9 protein-coding genes and 2 tRNA genes are annotated in these 17,020 nt (G+C 67.6%); 4 read left to right on the top strand and 7 right to left on the bottom strand.

Going from position 1 to position 17,020, the window contains the following annotated elements:
- Positions 1-5 precede the first annotated feature (5 nt).
- Positions 6-4,070, bottom strand: coding sequence for a phosphoribosylformylglycinamidine synthase (gene purL / locus ACNQQL_RS09600; RefSeq protein ID WP_347063979.1), 4,065 nt, complete (start codon positions 4,068-4,070; stop codon positions 6-8).
- A gap of 327 nt (positions 4,071-4,397) precedes the next feature.
- On the opposite strand from purL, the gene ACNQQL_RS09595 reads away from it, so the two are divergent.
- From ACNQQL_RS09595 to pgi, 3 genes are all read left to right on the top strand, one after another.
- Positions 4,398-5,699 (top strand): FAD-dependent oxidoreductase, encoded by a 1,302-nt coding sequence (locus tag ACNQQL_RS09595; RefSeq protein ID WP_347063978.1) that lies wholly within the window; start codon positions 4,398-4,400, stop codon positions 5,697-5,699.
- A gap of 53 nt (positions 5,700-5,752) precedes the next feature.
- Positions 5,753-7,297, top strand: coding sequence for an NAD(P)H-hydrate dehydratase (locus tag ACNQQL_RS09590; RefSeq protein WP_347063977.1), 1,545 nt, complete (start codon positions 5,753-5,755; stop codon positions 7,295-7,297).
- A 111-nt stretch (positions 7,298-7,408) separates the two neighbouring features.
- Positions 7,409-9,031: a glucose-6-phosphate isomerase gene (gene pgi, locus ACNQQL_RS09585; protein WP_347063976.1), complete on the top strand. Its 1,623-nt coding sequence runs from the start codon at positions 7,409-7,411 to the stop codon at positions 9,029-9,031.
- Positions 9,032-9,091: 60 nt separating this feature from the next.
- Here the strand turns inward: pgi and ACNQQL_RS09580 are convergent, their stop codons facing one another.
- A complete protein-coding gene (locus tag ACNQQL_RS09580; protein WP_072437152.1) occupies positions 9,092-9,805 on the bottom strand; it encodes an ABC transporter ATP-binding protein in 714 nt (237 codons plus the stop codon).
- On the opposite strand from ACNQQL_RS09580, the gene ACNQQL_RS09575 reads away from it, so the two are divergent.
- Entirely contained in the window at positions 9,804-10,484 is a 681-nt protein-coding gene (locus tag ACNQQL_RS09575; protein ID WP_347063975.1) for an arylesterase, read from the top strand. The genes ACNQQL_RS09580 and ACNQQL_RS09575 overlap by 2 nt on opposite strands.
- 75 nt (positions 10,485-10,559) lie before the next feature.
- On the opposite strand, the gene ACNQQL_RS09570 is transcribed toward ACNQQL_RS09575, so the two are convergent.
- The 5 genes from ACNQQL_RS09570 to clpX form a co-directional block, all read right to left on the bottom strand.
- Positions 10,560-12,494: a SurA N-terminal domain-containing protein gene (locus tag ACNQQL_RS09570; protein WP_347063974.1), complete on the bottom strand. Its 1,935-nt coding sequence runs from the start codon at positions 12,492-12,494 to the stop codon at positions 10,560-10,562.
- A 170-nt stretch (positions 12,495-12,664) separates the two neighbouring features.
- A tRNA-Asp gene (locus tag ACNQQL_RS09565) sits at positions 12,665-12,741 on the bottom strand.
- 23 nt (positions 12,742-12,764) lie between these two features.
- Positions 12,765-12,840 (bottom strand) — tRNA-Val (locus tag ACNQQL_RS09560).
- A gap of 208 nt (positions 12,841-13,048) precedes the next feature.
- Positions 13,049-15,472 carry an endopeptidase La gene (lon, locus tag ACNQQL_RS09555; protein WP_072437149.1) on the bottom strand — a complete coding sequence of 808 codons (2,424 nt, stop codon included), beginning with the start codon at positions 15,470-15,472 and terminating at the stop codon, positions 13,049-13,051.
- Positions 15,473-15,669: 197 nt separating this feature from the next.
- Entirely contained in the window at positions 15,670-16,941 is a 1,272-nt protein-coding gene (gene clpX / locus ACNQQL_RS09550; protein WP_006489345.1) for an ATP-dependent Clp protease ATP-binding subunit ClpX, read from the bottom strand.
- Positions 16,942-17,020: the final 79 nt, after the last annotated feature.

Below are 17,020 nucleotides of genomic sequence, written 5' to 3'. Positions count from 1 at the left end.
CCGGATCAGCCGATCCAGCGGCGCGCGTTGCGGAACACGCGCATCCACGGGCTCGCTTCACCCCAGCCTTCCGGGTGCCAGCTCATCGCGACCGTCCGGTGCACGCGCTCCATGTGCGGCATCAGCACCGAGAAGCGGCCGTCGGCCGTCGTCACCGACGTGATGCCGGCCGGCGAGCCGTTCGGGTTGAACGGATAGCGCTCGGTCGCTTCGCCGCGGTGGTCGACGTAACGCATCGCGACTGCAACGCGGTCGATGTCGCCCTGCTGCGAGAAGTCCGCATAACCTTCGCCGTGCGCGACCGCGACCGGAATCCGCGAGCCTTCCATCCCCGTGAAGAAGATCGACGGCGACTTCTCCACTTCGACGAACGAGAAGCGCGCCTCGAACTGCTCGGACTTGTTGCGCGTGAACTTCGGCCACGCTTCCGCACCCGGAATCATCGACGCGAGGCTCGACAGCATCTGGCAGCCGTTGCAGATGCCGAGCGCGAACGTGTCCGGACGCGCGAAGAACGCCGAGAACATGTCGGCCAGGTTCGCGTTGAAACGGATCGTCTTCGCCCAGCCTTCGCCCGCACCGAGCACGTCGCCGTACGAGAAGCCGCCGCACGCGACCGCACCCGCGAAATCGGCGAGCGTCGCGCGGCCCGCGAGCAGGTCGCTCATGTGCACGTCGTGCGCGTCGAAGCCCGCGCGGTCGAACGCGTAGGCCGTTTCCAGATGCGAGTTCACGCCCTGCTCGCGCAGGATCGCGACGCGCGGCCGCGCGCCGGTCGCGATGAACGGCGCGGCGATGTCGTCGGCCGGATCGAAGCTCAGCACCGGCGAGATGCCCGGATCGGCCGCGTCGAGCAGCGCGTCGTATTCGGCATCCGCGCATGCGGGGTTGTCGCGCAGGCGCGCGATGCGCCAGCTCACTTCGCCCCATGCACGGTGGAGTTCGGTGCGCGGCGCATCGAAGATCTTCTTCGCGTCGCGGTACACCTCGATCACGTCGCGATCGTTGACCGAGCCGATCACGTGCGAGCACGTCGACAGGCCGAATTCACGCAGCGCGCCGAGCACCGCGTCGCGGTCGGCCGTGCGCACCTGCACGACGGCACCGAGCTCCTCGGAGAACAGCGCGCGCAGCGTGCGATCGTCGCGGCGGCCGCTCGTCTGCTTCGCCCAGTCCTTCGCGTCGCCGTAGTCGGATTCGTGATGCGGGTCGAGCGTCAGCATGTCGACGTTCAGCGACACGCCCGCGTGGCCCGCGAACGCCATTTCGCACACCGTCGCCCACAGGCCGCCGTCCGAGCGGTCGTGGTACGCGAGCAGCTTGCCCTGCGCATTGAGCGACTGGATCGCGTTGAAGAAGCGCTTCAGGTCTTCCGCATCGTCGACGTCCGGCGTCGTGTCGCCGACCTGCTGCGTGACCTGCGCGAAGATGCTGCCGCCCATCCGGTTCTTGCCGCGGCCGAGATCGATCGCGATCAGCACGCTGTCGCCCGCGTCGGCGACGCGGCGCAGTTGCGGCGTCAGGTGGAGCCGCACGTCCTCGACCGGCGCGAACGCGGAGATGATCAGCGACACCGGCGCGACCACTTCCTTCGCGACGCCCTGCTCGTCCCACTTCGTCTTCATCGACAGCGAGTCCTTGCCGACCGGGATGCCGATCCCGAGCGCCGGGCACAGCTCCATGCCGATCGCCTTGACCGTGTCGAACAGCGCGGCGTCCTCGCCGGCCGTGCCGCACGCGGCCATCCAGTTCGCCGACAGCTTCAGCTTGTCGAGCGACGCGATCGGCGCGCTCGCGATGTTCGTGATCGCTTCGCCGACGGCCATGCGGCCCGATGCCGGCGCGTCGATCACCGCGAGCGGCGTGCGCTCGGCCATCGTCATCGCCTCGCCCTTGAAGCCTGCATAGTCGAGCGCGGTGACCGCGCAGTCGGCCACCGGCACCTGCCACGGGCCGACCATCTGGTCGCGCACCGACGTGCCGCCGACCGACCGGTCGCCGATCGTGATCAGGAACGACTTGCTGCCGACCGTCGGGTGCTTCAGCACGTCGACCGCGACTTCCGACAGCACGATGCCCGTCACGTCGACCGGCGCGCGCTCGGTCGCCACGCGCGTGACGTCGCGGTGCATGCGCGGCGGCTTGCCGAGCAGCACTTCCATCGGCATGTCGACCGGATATTCGTCGGCACCCGTCGCTTCGGCATCGACGAGCTGCAGCTGGCGCTCGTCGGTTGCAACACCGACCACCGCGAACGGGCAGCGCTCACGCGCACAGATTGCCTCGAAGCGCGGCAGGTCGGCCGGCGCGATCGCGAGCACGTAGCGCTCCTGCGCCTCGTTCGACCAGATCTCGCGCGGCGACAGGCCCGATTCCTCGAGCGCGACCTTGCGCAGTTCGAAGCGCGCGCCCTTGCCCGCGCCGTCGACGATTTCGGGGAACGCATTCGACAGGCCGCCCGCGCCGACGTCGTGGATGCTCAGGATCGGGTTTTCCGCGCCGAGCTGCCAGCAGCCGTTGATCACTTCCTGCGCGCGACGCTCGATTTCGGGGTTGCCGCGCTGCACCGAGTCGAAATCGAGCTCGGCCGTGTTCGCGCCGGTCGCCATCGAGCTCGCGGCGCCGCCGCCCATGCCGATCCGCATGCCGGGGCCGCCGATCTGGATCAGCAGCGAGCCGGCCGGCACGTCGTGCTTGTGCGTGTGTTGATCCGCGATGTTGCCGAGGCCGCCCGCGATCATGATCGGCTTGTGATAGCCGCGCACTTGGCCGCCGACGTTCTGCTCGTACACGCGGAAGTAGCCGCCGAGGTTCGGGCGGCCGAATTCATTGTTGAACGCGGCGCCGCCGAGCGGGCCGTCGATCATGATCTGCAGCGGCGACGCGATGCGGTCCGGGCGGCCGTACGGGCCATGCTGCTCGTTCGGGTCGCGCTCGCCGACCGGCTGCGCCGCATCGCGCGCGTTTTCCCACGGCTGGCGTGCATCGGGCAGGTCGAGGTTCGACACGGTGAAGCCCGTGAGTCCGGCCTTCGGACGCGCGCCGCGGCCCGTCGCGCCTTCGTCGCGGATCTCGCCGCCCGCGCCGGTCGCCGCACCCGGGAACGGCGAGATCGCCGTCGGGTGGTTGTGCGTCTCGACCTTCATCAGCGTGTGCGTGAGCTCGGTGTGGCGGCCATAACGCTCGCCGGGCTCGCCGGCCGCGCCCGCGTTGCGCGGGAACCAGCGCTCGGCCTCGGCGCCGACCATGATCGACGAGTTGTCGGAATACGCGACGATCGTGCCCTGCGGGTTCAGCTTCTCGGTGTTGCGGATCATCGCGAACAGCGACATGTCCTGCGCTTGCCCGTCGATCGTCCACTGCGCGTTGAAGATCTTGTGGCGGCAGTGCTCGCTGTTCGCCTGCGCGAACATCATCAGTTCGACGTCGGTCGGATTGCGTTCGAGCTTGCGGAATGCGTCGACCAGGTAATCGATCTCGTCGTCGGCGAGCGCGAGGCCCAGCTCGACGTTCGCGCGCTCGAGCGCGCCGCGACCGACGCCCAGCACGTCGACGCTCGCGAGCGGCTTGGCCGGCAGTTCGTCGAACAGGTGCTTCGCGTCGTCGCGCGTGGCGACCACGCTTTCGGTCATCCGGTCATGCAGCGCGGCCGCGACGGCCGCGCGCGCGTCGTCGGACAGCGCCTTCTTGCCGCCGAGCAGCCCCGACTTCAGCGTGACCGTGAATTCGACGCCGCGCTCGATGCGGCGCACCTGCGTGAGGCCGCAGTGCTGCGCGATGTCGGTCGCCTTGCTCGCCCACGGCGAGACCGTGCCGAAGCGCGGCAGCACGACGAAGGTCTCGGCCGCGCCCTTCTCGGCCGCCGGCTCGAACGGCGCGCCGTAGTGCATCAGCGCGTCGATGCGCGCGCTGTCGTCGGCCGATAGCGGCTCGGCCGCATTGACGAAGTGCAGGAACTGGCCGCGCACCGCGACGATGTTGGCGTCGATTTGCCTGAGCGTGTCGAGCAGACGGGTTTGACGGAAATCGGAAAGGGCCGAAGCGCCGGGAAAACACGAGAAGTGAGCCATGGGCTGGACTGACGTCGATGAGTCGCGCGAGGTGGCGACGTGGGGCGAAAGGAAGGCCGTAATTATACCCGGAAGTCGGTCGCCCCAAACCGGCCGATCGGCAGCCCGCGTGCACCGCGACGGTGCCGCGGCGCGCGCCGTGCACGGCCGCCCGTCGGGCCGGCCCGCCCGGGTACGGCAGCCGGCGCCGCCGCGCGGCCGCATGGCACCTGCTCGCGCGACGCCGGTTACCGCGATTTTGGCGCTATCATTCCGGGTTCACCGGGCCCGGGCCCTCAGCGAATCCTCACCGGGCGGCGTGCGCGCCGCCCGTCATCGAAGCAATCCATGGATGTCATCGTCATCGGCGGCGGAATCAGCGGCGTCGCCACCGCCTACCAGTTGCGCGCGGCCGGCCATCGCGTATGCGTGGTCGAACGCCACGCGACCGTCGCGCAGGGTGCGACCTACGGCGACGGCGGCGCGCTGCTGCCGAGCCCGCTCGACGTCTGGTTCGGTCCGACCTTCATGCGCCAGCGCCAGCCGCGCGACAGCGGCATCGTCTACAAGCCGGGCTTCAACGGCGGCGTGCGCCGCTTCGTCAAGCAGCTCGGCGCGCTGCGCGAGCCCGATGCGTTCGTCGCGCAGTACGCGCGGCTGCGCCCGCTGATCGACGCGTCGCGCGACACGCTCGCCGACATCGAGGCACGCCTCGAACTCGAATTCGAACAGAAGCCCGGCATCCTGCACGTCGTGCGCGATCCGCGCGACTGGGAAGCGATGCAGCCCGCGCTCGACCTGCTGCGCACGCTCGACCAGCCGTACCGCATGCTGAGCGCCGAAGAATGCGCGGCGCTCGAACCGTCGGTGCCGGCCGAGCCCGGCTTCGCCGGCGGCGTGCTGCTCGAGACCGAGCGCACCGGAAACTGCCCGCTGTTCGCGAAACTGGTCAAGCAGACGCTCGACGAGCACGGCGTGCAGTTCCGCTTCGGCGCGGACGTCGCCGCGATCCGTGTCGACACCGGCCGCGCCGCGATCGAACTCGTACCGTCCGGCCAGCGGAACGCGGCGAAGGCGCACGAGGTCGACGTGATTTCCGCCGACGCGATCGTGGTCGCCGCCGGCGCCGGCAGCCTGCCGCTGCTCGAACGGCTCGGCTGGCGCCTGCCGCTGCACCCGGTGCGGGTCCACACGCTCACCGCGCCGGTCGCGTACGAAGAGCACGCGCCGCACCTGAGCGTCGTCGATTCGATCAAGCGCATCTCGATCACGCGCACCCACCAGCGGCTGCGCATCGGCGGCGGCGCCGTGCTGCAGAGCCTGCCCGACACCGCGAAGCCGCTTGCCGAGCCGCTGTCCGAGGCCGCGCTCGCGCTGCTCGGCCAGGCCGTCCACGACTGGGTGCCCGGTGCCGCCAGGATCTCGGCCGCGCTGTCGTGGCAAGGCACGCAACTGCTGTCGCCGGACGGCCTGCCCGTCGTGGGTCCGACCCCGCATCCGCGCGTGTTCGTCAATTTCGGGCACGGCCCGACCGGCTGGGGGCTCGCGTGCGGGTCTGCTAAAGTGGTGACCGACTACCTCGGCGGCGACGTGCAGCATTGGCCCGTCGACACGCTCGCCGCACTGCGCGCCGAGCGCTTCACGACCTGACCGCCGCGGGCCCGTCCCGTGGCGGCATCCTTGCCAGCCGCCACGATCCCGCGATGACCGCTACCCGCCCGCTTCCCGATTCCGATCCAATCGCACTGCTGCGCGTCGCCGACTTGCGCACGGCCGAAGCCGACGCGGCCGCGGCGCTGCCGCCGCACACACTGATGGGCCGTGCGGGTGCCGCCGCCGCGCGCTGGCTGTCCGAGCGCGTCGCCGGCGACGACCGCCCCGTATGGTTCGCGGTCGGCCCCGGCAACAACGGCGGCGACGCGTTGGTCGCCGCCGCGCAGCTCCAGCAACTCGGCATCGCGACGCAGGCGTGGATGCCGGTGCCGGTCAAGCCGGACGACGCGCAATGGGCGCTCGGCCTCGCGCGCGCGGTCGGCGTCCCGCTGTCGGCCACGCCGCCCGCGTCGCTGGACGGTTACGCATGGGTCGTCGACGGGCTGTTCGGCATCGGTCTCGGCCGCGCGCTCGACGGCGCGTTCGCCGAACAGGCCGCGCGCATTGCCGCGCATGCACGGCGCGGCGGCCGCGTGCTCGCGCTCGACGTGCCGAGCGGGCTCGACAGCGATACCGGCCGGATCGTCGGCGCAGGCGTCGCCGTCACGGCCACGCATACGCTCACCTTCATCGGCGCGAAGCCGGGCCTCTACACGGGCGACGGCCGCGACCTCGCCGGCGAGATCGACGTCGCGTCGCTCGACGTCGCGCCGCCCGCCGCGCCGGCCATCGTGCTGAACACGCCCGCGCGATTCGCCGCGGCGCTGCCCGCGCGCGCGTTCGCTTCCCACAAGGGCACCTTCGGCAGCCTCGCGGTGCTCGGCGGCGACACCGGCATGTGCGGCGCACCGATCCTGGCCGCGCGCGCCGCGCTGTTCGCGGGCGCCGGCAAGGTGCACGTCGGCTTCCTCGGCGCCGGCGCGCCGCCGTACGACCCGCCGTTCCCCGAACTGATGCTGCATCCGGCCGACGGCCTCGACCTCGGCGCGATGACCGCGATCGCGGCCGGCTGCGGCCTCGGCATGCGCGAAGCCGCGGCAACGCTCGTGCGCGACGTGCTCGCCCACGATGCCGCGACGCTGCTCGATGCCGACGCGCTGAACCTCGTCGCGACGCACGCGGACCTCGCGGCCGCCGTTGCCGCGCGCGGCGCCCGCGGCAATCCCTGCGTGCTGACCCCGCACCCGCTCGAGGCCGCGCGGCTGCTCGGCAGCGACACGGCGACGGTGCAGCGCGACCGCGTCGCGGCGGCGCAGGCGCTCGCCGCTCGCCATGCAGCCATCGTCGTGCTGAAAGGCTCGGGCACGGTGATTGCAGCACCCGACGGCCGCGTGACGATCAACCCGACCGGCAACGCGGCGCTCGCCACCGGCGGCACCGGCGACGTGCTCGGCGGCCTGATCGGCGCGCTGCTCGCACAGCGAGTCACACCGTACGAAGCGGCGCTCGCGGGCGTCTACCTGCACGGCCTCGCGGCCGACACGCTGACCGCGCACGGCACCGGCCCGGCCGGGCTCACGGCCGGCGAACTCGCACCGACGGTGCGCACGCTGATCAATCGCCTTTTTTATCCATCGCCGCGCGCCGACACATAACGCCGCTATACTGACTGCCCCGCCGCACGGCGGGCCCTCTCGTCCGCCGGCCTGCCGATCCCGATGAGCCGGCGCGGCATTCCTCCCGATTCACGCTTCACTCGAACCGCCATGACGCTGAATTCGCTCCCCGCCTGGACTGCCCTTCAATCCCACTTCGAACAGATCCGCCACGCCCGGCTGCGCGATTGGTTCGCACCGGAAAACGACCGCGCGCCGACCCGCGCCGAACGCTTCACGATCCCGGGCGGCGGTCTCGCGGCCGACTTCTCGAAGAACCGCATCAACGACGAAACGCTGCGCCTGCTCGTGCAGCTCGCGCGCGACGCGGGCGTCGAAACGCGCCGCGACGCGATGTTCGCGGGCGAGATCGTCAACGCGACCGAAGGCCGCGCCGCGCTGCACACCGCGTTGCGCGCGACCGACCCGCAAGCGCCGTTCCACGCGCAGGTGAGCGCCGAGCGCGCGAAGATGGCGACGTTCGCGCGCGCCGTGCGCAGCGGCACGTGGACGGGCTACACGGGCAAGCGCATCCGCCACGTGATCAACATCGGCATCGGCGGCTCCGATCTCGGGCCGAAGATGGTCGTGCATGCGCTGCACCACGTCGCGACGCCCGACATCTCGACCCACTTCGTGTCGAACGTCGACGGCGCCGATCTCGCGCGCGTGCTCGAACAGGTCGATCCCGAGGAAACGCTCGCGATCATCGTGTCGAAGACCTTCACGACGCTCGAAACGATGACGAACGCACGCTCGCTGCGCGACTGGTTCGTCGCACGCGGCTGCCCCGAGGACGCGCTCGCGAAGCACTTCGTCGGCGTGTCGGCGAACCCGGCCGAAGTCGTGAAGTTCGGCATCGCCGCGGACAACGTGTTCGAAATGTGGGACTGGGTCGGCGGCCGCTATTCGCTGTGGTCGGCGGTCGGCCTGTCGATCATGATCGCGATCGGCCCCGAGCAGTTCGACGAGCTGCTGGCCGGCGCGGACGACATGGACCGCCATTTCCGCGAAGCGCCGCTCGAGCGCAACCTGCCGGTGCTGCTCGGCCTGATCGGCATCTGGTACCGGAATTTCTTCGGCTCGCAGAGCTATCTCGTCGCGCCGTATTCGGAAGCGCTGCACTACCTGCCGTCGTACCTGCAGCAGCTCGAAATGGAGAGCAACGGCAAATCCGCGCGCCTGGACGGCACCTTCGTCGATTACCCGACGTCGGCTGTCACGTGGGGCGAGCCGGGCACCAACGGCCAGCATGCGTTCTTCCAGATGCTGCACCAGGGGCCGACGATCGTGCCGATCGACTTCATCGCGGTGCTGACGCCCGAGCATCCGCTCGCGAGCCATCATCCGAAACTGCTCGCGAACTGCTTCGCGCAGAGCGAGGCGCTGATGCTCGGCCGTACGCTCGACGAAGCGCGCAAGGTCGCCGGGCCGGGCAAAGAGGCGCTCGCGCCGCACCTGACGTTCCCCGGCAACCGCCCGACGACGACGCTGCTCGTCGATGCGCTGACGCCGCGCACGCTCGGCGCGCTGATCGCGCTTTACGAGCACAAGGTGCTCGTGCAGGCGACGGTGTGGGACATCAATCCGTTCGACCAGTGGGGCGTCGAGCTCGGCAAGATTCTCGGCAAGGTCGTCGAAGCCGACCTGTCGGCCGAGTCGGTCGATCCCGCGAAGCACGACTCGTCGACCACGGCGCTGATCGAACGCGCCCGCGCGGCGCTCAAGCGCTGACGCGAAGGCGTCACGCGCACGCCGGCCGCGCATTGCACCCCGCGCGGCTGGCAGGAAAATTCAGGCGCCGCGCTGCGCCGCGTGCGGCTCGACGATGTGCCCGGCGTCGAGCGTCACCGTCGTCGCGCAGCGGCGCGCCAGTTCGGCATCGTGCGTGACGAGCACGAGCGTTGCGCCGTGCGTGCGGTTCAGTTCGAACATCAGGTCGATGACCGCGTGCCCCGTCGCCGCATCGAGGCTGCCGGTCGGCTCGTCGGCAAACAGGATCGCCGGGCGCGTGACGAACGCGCGCGCGAGCGCGACGCGCTGCTGCTCGCCGCCCGACAGCAGCTTCGGATAATGCGCGGTGCGTTCGCCGAGACCGACCTGCACCAGCAGCGCCCGTGCGCGATCGGCCGCCTCGCGCGCGCTGATGCCGCCCCGCAGCTCGAGCGGCAGCATCACGTTTTCGAGCGCCGTCAGGTGCGGCATCAACTGGAACGACTGGAACACGAACCCGACGGCACCGTTGCGCAGCGCGGCGCGCTCGTCCTCGTCGAGCTGGTCGAGCGCGCGGCCGAGCAGGCGAACCGTGCCGCTCGTCGCGCTGTCCAACCCTGCAAGCAGGCCGAGCAGCGTCGACTTGCCCGACCCCGACGCACCGACGATCGCGAGGCTGCTGCCCGGCCGCACGGCGAGCGTGATGCCGTCGAGGATCGTCAGTTCGCCCGTTGCGTCGGCGACCCGCTTGCACACGTCATGGACTTCGATGATCGGATCGGTAATCTTGAACATGGACACGACATTTCGCTGGAAAAGACGCGCGGCGCTCGCCGCGCTGCTGGGCACCCTGCTGACCGCAACCGCAACCGCACCCGCACGCGCCGTGACGGCGCCGGCCCCGACATCGGGCCAGCCGGTGATCGTCGTGCTCGGCGACAGCCTGTCGGCCGAATACGGGCTGCCGCGCGACACGGGCTGGGTTGCATTGCTGCGACAGCGGCTCACGAACGAGCGAATCGATTATAGCGTCGCGAACGCCAGCGTCAGCGGCGACACCACGAGCGGCGGCCGCGCGCGGCTGCCCGCGGTGCTGCAGCGGCTCAAGCCTTCGATCGTCGTCGTCGAGCTCGGTTCGAACGATGCGCTGCGCGGCGTGCCGCTCGCGACGACCGAGCAGAACCTGCGCGACATCATCGCCGGCGCACGGCGTGCACAGGCGAAGGTCGTGCTGGTCGGCATGTACGTGCCGCCCAATTACGGCCCCGACTACACGCAGAAGTTCCACGCCGTCTATACGCGGCTGTCGAAGGATCTCGGCGTGCCGCTCGTGCCGTTCCTGCTGGCCGGCATCGAGAACAGGCCCGAGATGTTCCAGGCCGACCAGATGCATCCCGCGCAGCAGGCGCAGGGCATTCTGCTCGACAACGTGTGGCCGGCACTGAAGCCGCTGCTCGGCAAGCCGCGCGGTTGACGACGTACCGACCCGCCGGAAAACAAAAAGCCCCGCTCGAAGCGGGGCTTTTTATTGTTGCGTGCGAAACGATGCTCAGTTGTCGCCGTCCTGCGACTGGCTGGTCGTCGTCCCGTACAGCTTCACCTTCGAGCGATCGCGCAGCGCGGCGAGATACGCTTCGCCTTCGCTTTGCGCGTCGACCTGCGCCATCTGCTGCTGCGCGGCCGCCAGTTGCTGCGGATCGACGGCCGTACCCGGGATCACCGCGTTCACGCGGTAGATCGCGTAGCCGTCCGCGCCGAGATCGACGCCGACGTAAGCCGGCAGCGTCTTCGCATCGACCTTGTAGACGGCGCTCAGCGCGGCCGGCGTCAGGCCCTGAGATTGCGTGCGCGACACCTTCTGCGCTGCCGCGAACCCGTCGGTCGACTTCGACTTCTGCAGCTCGGCGAGCTTCGCCGCACCGTCCTTCTGCGCGAGTGCCGCGGCCTGCTCGGCGACGACCTTCTGGCGCACGATGTCCTTGATCGCATCGAGCGCGGGCACGGCAGCCGGCTTGTAGTCGGTCACGCGCGCCGAGATCAGCGTGTTGTTGCCGACGTCGATCGCCTGCGTGTTGTTCTGGTTCTTCACCGAATCGTTCGCGAACACGGCGGCCAGGAACTTCGGATTGTTCAGCGGGCTCGTCGGCGGCAGCTGCGGATTCGGCGTCGGCGTGACGGTGGCCGTCTGGATCGTCAGCTTGTACTTGTCCGCGGCCGGCTGCAGCGTCTTCGCCTTTTCGTAGACGGTCGACGTGAAGCCTTCCGCGTTGTCCGTGAACGCCTTCGATGCGTACTGCTGCTTCAGGTCGATCGCGATCCGGTCCTTCACTTCCGCGAACGGCTTGACGGCCGCCGGCTTCACTTCGGTCGCCTTCAGCACGTGGAAGCCGAGATCCGATTGCACGACACCGCTCACGTCGCCCTGCTTGAGTGCAAACGCGGCATCGTCGAACGCCTTGCCGCCCGCCGTCGAGCCGCGCGTGATGAAGCCGAGGTCGCCGCCCTTCGCGGCCGACGGCGCGTCCTGCGAGCTCTTCTGCGCGATCTGCGCGAACTGGTCCGGATGCGCCTTCACGTCGGCGAGCAGTTGCTCGGCCTTCGCCTTCGCTGCGGCCTTGTCGGCCGCGCTTGCGCTGCTCGCCGCGGCGATGAAGATGTGGCTCACGCGAACCTGCGCTTCGGTGCGGAAGTGCGTCGGGTTGTCGTCGTAGAACTTCTTGATGTCCGCATCGGTCGGCTGGGCGCTTGCAGCGGCCGCGGCCGGCGAATAGACGAGGTACTGGATCGTCGCGGTCTCGGGCGTCGCGAAGCCCTGCTTGTGCGCGTCGTAGTATGCGGCGAGCTGCGCGTCGGTCGGCTGGACCTTCGATGCGTAGTCGCTCGTCTTCAGCACGAGCGCCTGCACGTCGCGCTGCTGCGCGGCGAGTTCGGACAGGCGTTGCGCGAGGCTCTTCGGCGTGAACGCGCTCGACACGATGCTGGCCGGAATCTGCTGCAGTGCGAGGCTGTAGCGCACGCGCTCCTGATACTGCTCGGGCGTCATCCCCTGGAACGACAGCAGTTGCGCGTAACGCTCGACGTCGATTGAACCGTCGGGCTTCTTCAGCGACGCGATCATCGGGTCGCTCATCAGCGCATCGCGCACCGCATTGTCGGACGCGGTCAGGTGCAAACGCTGCGTTTCATCGGCCAGCACACGTTGCTGGATCAGGCCGTCGAGCACCTGCTTGCGATGCTCGGGCGTATCGAACATCTTGATGTCGAACTGCCCACCGAGCGCCTGACGCGCCTGGTCGATCTGCTGGCGGAACGCGCCGTCGAATTCGACCCGCGTGATCTTGTGCCCGTTGACCGCTGCGGCGTTCGCACTGTCGTCGAAGAAGCCGCGGAAGCCTTGGATCCCGACGAAACCCAGCCCCGGCAACACGATCAGGAGCAGGAGCGCCATCATCAGGCGCTGGTGATTACGGAAGAAATCGAGCATGCGTGACGGGAAAATTGGACAAAACGACCGATATTACAACATACGGGGTGGGACGGGAGAAAAGCAGATGCGCAGGCGCGCTTGCTCCGCTCCGCAGTCACGCGCCCGCCAGCGTGCGCAATCGGAAACGCAAATGAAAAAGCCCGCACAAGGCGGGCTTCTTCATTTTCTGGCGGAGCGGACGGGACTCGAACCCGCGACCCCCGGCGTGACAGGCCGGTATTCTAACCGACTGAACTACCGCTCCTTGGTCTGGCTGAATCAGGAAACTGGTGGGTGCTGAGGGGTTCGAACCCCCGACCTACGCCTTGTAAGGGCGCCGCTCTACCAGCTGAGCTAAGCACCCGTTCCCGATTCGTTCTGGCTGCGATCTGCGTTTCCGCATCAACAACCAGCGAGCCCGCAAGTTTAATTCATCCCCGATCACTTTGCCAAGCCCGGACACGAATTTTTTTCTGCCGCACCCGTTCGCGATTCCGTGTGCACATAAAAAAAACCCGCGGACACGCCGCGGGTTTCGTGAACAACCGTCAGGAAGGACGGCGCTCAGGGTCTCAGTGCTTGACGACTTCCGTCGAGCCGGCATCCTTCGCCGCCTCGCCGACCGGCGCTGCTGCCTTCGCTTCTTCTTCCGGCGGCAGCGGAGTCGGCGAACGCTCGAGCGCGAGTTCCAGCACCTTGTCGATCCAGCGGACCGGCACGATCTCGATCGCATTCTTCACGTTGTCCGGAATGTCCGCGAGATCCTTCACGTTCTCTTCCGGAATCAGCACGAGCTTGATGCCGCCGCGATGCGCTGCCAGCAGCTTTTCCTTCAGCCCGCCGATCGGCAGCACTTCGCCACGCAACGTGATTTCGCCCGTCATCGCGACATCGGCACGCACGGGGATACCCGTCAGCACCGACACCAGCGCGGTCGTCATCGCACCACCGGCGGACGGACCGTCCTTCGGCGTCGCGCCTTCCGGCACGTGAATGTGGATGTCCTGCTTCTCGAACGCTTCGTCCTTGATGCCCAGACGGCGCGAACGCGAGCGCACGACCGAACGCGCAGCCTCGACCGACTCCTTCATCACGTCGCCGAGCGAACCCGTGCGGATCACGTTGCCCTTGCCCGGCATCACCGCGGCTTCGATCGTCAGCAGGTCGCCGCCGACTTCCGTCCACGCGAGGCCCGTCACCTGGCCGACCTGGTTTTCCTTCGCTGCGAGGCCGAAGTCGTACTTGCGCACGCCGAGGAACGTATCGAGATTCTCGCCATCGACCTTGATCGCGCCCGATGCCTTCTTCAGCAGCAGCATCTTCACGACCTTGCGGCAGATCTTCGACACTTCCCGCTCGAGCGAACGCACACCGGCTTCGCGCGTGTAGTAGCGGATGATGTCGCGGATCGCCTGCTCGGTGACGTCGACCTCGCCTTCCTTCAGCCCGTTGTTCTTCTTCTGCTTCGGCAGCAGGTAACGCTGCGCGATGCTGACCTTCTCGTCTTCCGTGTAGCCCGACAGACGGATCACTTCCATCCGGTCGAGCAGCGGCGGCGGGATGTTCAGCGAGTTCGACGTCGCGACGAACATCACGTCCGACAGGTCGAAGTCGACCTCGATGTAGTGGTCGGCGAACGTATGGTTCTGTTCGGGATCGAGCACTTCGAGCAGCGCCGACGACGGATCGCCGCGGAAATCCATGCCCATCTTGTCGACTTCGTCGAGCAGGAAGAGCGGATTGCGCACGCCGACCTTCGTGAGGCTCTGCAGGATCTTGCCCGGCATCGAACCGATATACGTACGGCGATGGCCGCGGATCTCGGCTTCGTCACGCACGCCGCCGAGCGCCATCCGGACGAACTTGCGGTTCGTCGCACGGGCGATCGACTGGCCGAGCGAGGTCTTGCCGACGCCCGGGGGCCCGACGAGGCACAGGATCGGCGCCTTGACCTTGTCGACGCGCTGTTGCACCGCGAGATACTCGAGGATACGTTCCTTGACCTTCTCGAGGCCGAAGTGATCCTCGTCGAGCACCTGCTCGGCGTTCGACAGGTCGTTGTTGACCTTGCTCTTCTTGCGCCACGGCAGGCCGATCAGCGTGTCGATGTAGTTGCGCACGACGGTCGCTTCCGCGGACATCGGCGACATCAGCTTCAGCTTCTTCAGCTCGGCATCGGCCTTCTTCTTGGCTTCCTTCGGCATGCGCGCGGCGTTGATGCGCTTCTCGAGTTCCTCGAGATCGGCACCCTCTTCGCCTTCGCCCAGTTCCTTCTGGATCGCCTTGACCTGCTCGTTCAGGTAGTACTCGCGCTGGCTCTTTTCCATCTGGCGCTTCACGCGCCCGCGGATGCGCTTTTCGACCTGCAGGATGTCGATCTCGGCTTCGAGCTGCGCGAGCAGGTGCTCGAGGCGCTCGATGACCGGGAACATCTCGAGGATGTGCTGCTTCTGGTCGAGCTTCAGCGGCAGGCGCTCGGCGATCATGTCGGCGAGGCGACCTGCTTCGTCGATGCCCGACAGCGACGTAAGGATCTCCGGCGGGATCTTCTTGTTCAGCTTCACGTACTGGTCGAACTGCGACACGATCGCGCGGCGCAGCGCTTCCGTTTCGGCGCTGTCGGCATGATCCGGCTCGAGCGGCATCACGTCGCAGGAGAACTGCGTCTCCTGTTCTTCGATCGACAGTGCCTTCGCACGCTGCAGGCCTTCGACGAGCACCTTCACGGTGCCGTCCGGCAGCTTCAGCATCTGCAGGATGTTGGCGATACAACCGACCTCGTACATGTCCTTTTCGGTCGGTTCGTCCTTGGCCGCGGTTTTCTGGGCGACGAGCATGATGTGCTTGCCGCCTTCCATCGCTGCTTCGAGGGCCTTGATCGATTTCGGCCGGCCCACGAAGAGCGGAATCACCATGTGCGGGAAAACGACGACATCCCGCAGCGGCAGCAGCGGGAGCGTGATGCGTTCCGGCGGGAGAAGTTGGGTGCCTGACATTTCATTTCCCCATGAGTGGAATCAATTGTTCGGTAATTGAGGCCGCCACAACGAATTGCAAGCCTTCAAGTGCGGGAAATATTCGGTAAGAAAGTAACCACCGCGTGTCGAGTCAGAGTTACCCACAAGATAAACGAAAAAAAGCCGCCCACGGTCTCATGAACGGCCTTTTTCGCAGAACATCGTCGGCAAGCCGGTCAGTTCGAACCCGCCACCTTCGGCGTGTCCTCGTAGATCAGCAAAGGCTTGCCGTCCCCATCGATGACGTTCTCGTCGATGATGACCTTGCTGACCCCTTTCATCGTCGGCAGCTCATACATCACGTCGAGCAACGCCTGTTCGATGATCGAACGCAAACCGCGCGCGCCGGTCTTGCGGCGGATCGCCTTGCGGGCGACTGCCTGCAGTGCGCCCGGCCGGATCTCCAGCTCGACGCGCTCCATCGCGAACAGCTTGTGATACTGCTTGACGAGCGCGTTCTTCGGCTCGACCAGGATCTTCATCAGCGCGGCTTCATCGAGCTTGCCGAGCGTCGCGACCACCGGCAGACGGCCGATCAATTCGGGGATCAGACCGAATTTGATCAGGTCTTCCGGTTCCGTTTCGCGCAGCACTTCGCCCGCGTCGCGCTCCTGCTTGCTCTTGACCGTCGCGCCGAAGCCGATGCCGGTTTTCTCGGTGCGATCGGTGATCACCTTTTCGAGACCGTCGAACGCGCCGCCGCAGATGAACAGGATGTTGGTCGTGTCGACCTGGATGAAATCCTGATTCGGGTGCTTGCGGCCGCCCTGCGGCGGCACCGACGCCATCGTGCCCTCGACGAGCTTCAGCAGCGCCTGCTGGACGCCCTCGCCCGACACGTCGCGCGTGATCGACGGGTTGTCCGACTTGCGGCTGATCTTGTCGATTTCGTCGATGTAGACGATCCCGCGCTGGGCCTTGTCGACCTCGTAGTTGCAGTTCTGCAACAGCTTCTGGATGATGTTCTCGACGTCCTCGCCGACGTAGCCGGCTTCGGTCAGCGTCGTCGCATCGGCGATCACGAACGGCACGTTGAGCAACCGCGCGAGCGTCTGCGCGAGCAGCGTCTTGCCGGAGCCCGTCGGGCCGATCAGCAGGATGTTGCTCTTCGACAATTCGACGTCGTCCTTCTTGTCGAGATGCTTCAGGCGCTTGTAGTGGTTGTACACGGCCACCGCGAGGATCTTCTTCGCGCGCTCCTGGCCGATCACGTACTGATCGAGGATGTCGCGAATTTCCTGCGGGCTCGGCAGATCCGACCGGGACAGGCTGGCCTCGACGCCGGCGGCAGCCGCCTCGTCGCGAATGATCTCGTTGCAGAGGTCGATACATTCATCGCAGATGAACACCGACGGGCCCGCGATGAGTTTTTTCACCTCATGCTGGCTTTTCCCGCAAAACGAGCAATACAACAGCTTCTCGCTGTTCGAACCTTTTTTGTCCGCCATGAATGTAGAGCCTCCGGACAGGTAAATGACATGATACGCCGAATGCTCCGAACGCCGCGCCTAGGGCGCGACCGGAGCC

It is taken from the genome of Burkholderia sp. LFS061 (assembly GCF_047978125.1).
Taxonomy (GTDB): Bacteria; Pseudomonadota; Gammaproteobacteria; order Burkholderiales; family Burkholderiaceae; genus Burkholderia; species Burkholderia pyrrocinia_C.
The sequence above is the reverse complement of the archived record's forward strand: the minus strand, read 5'-3'. Positions and strand labels throughout refer to the sequence as shown.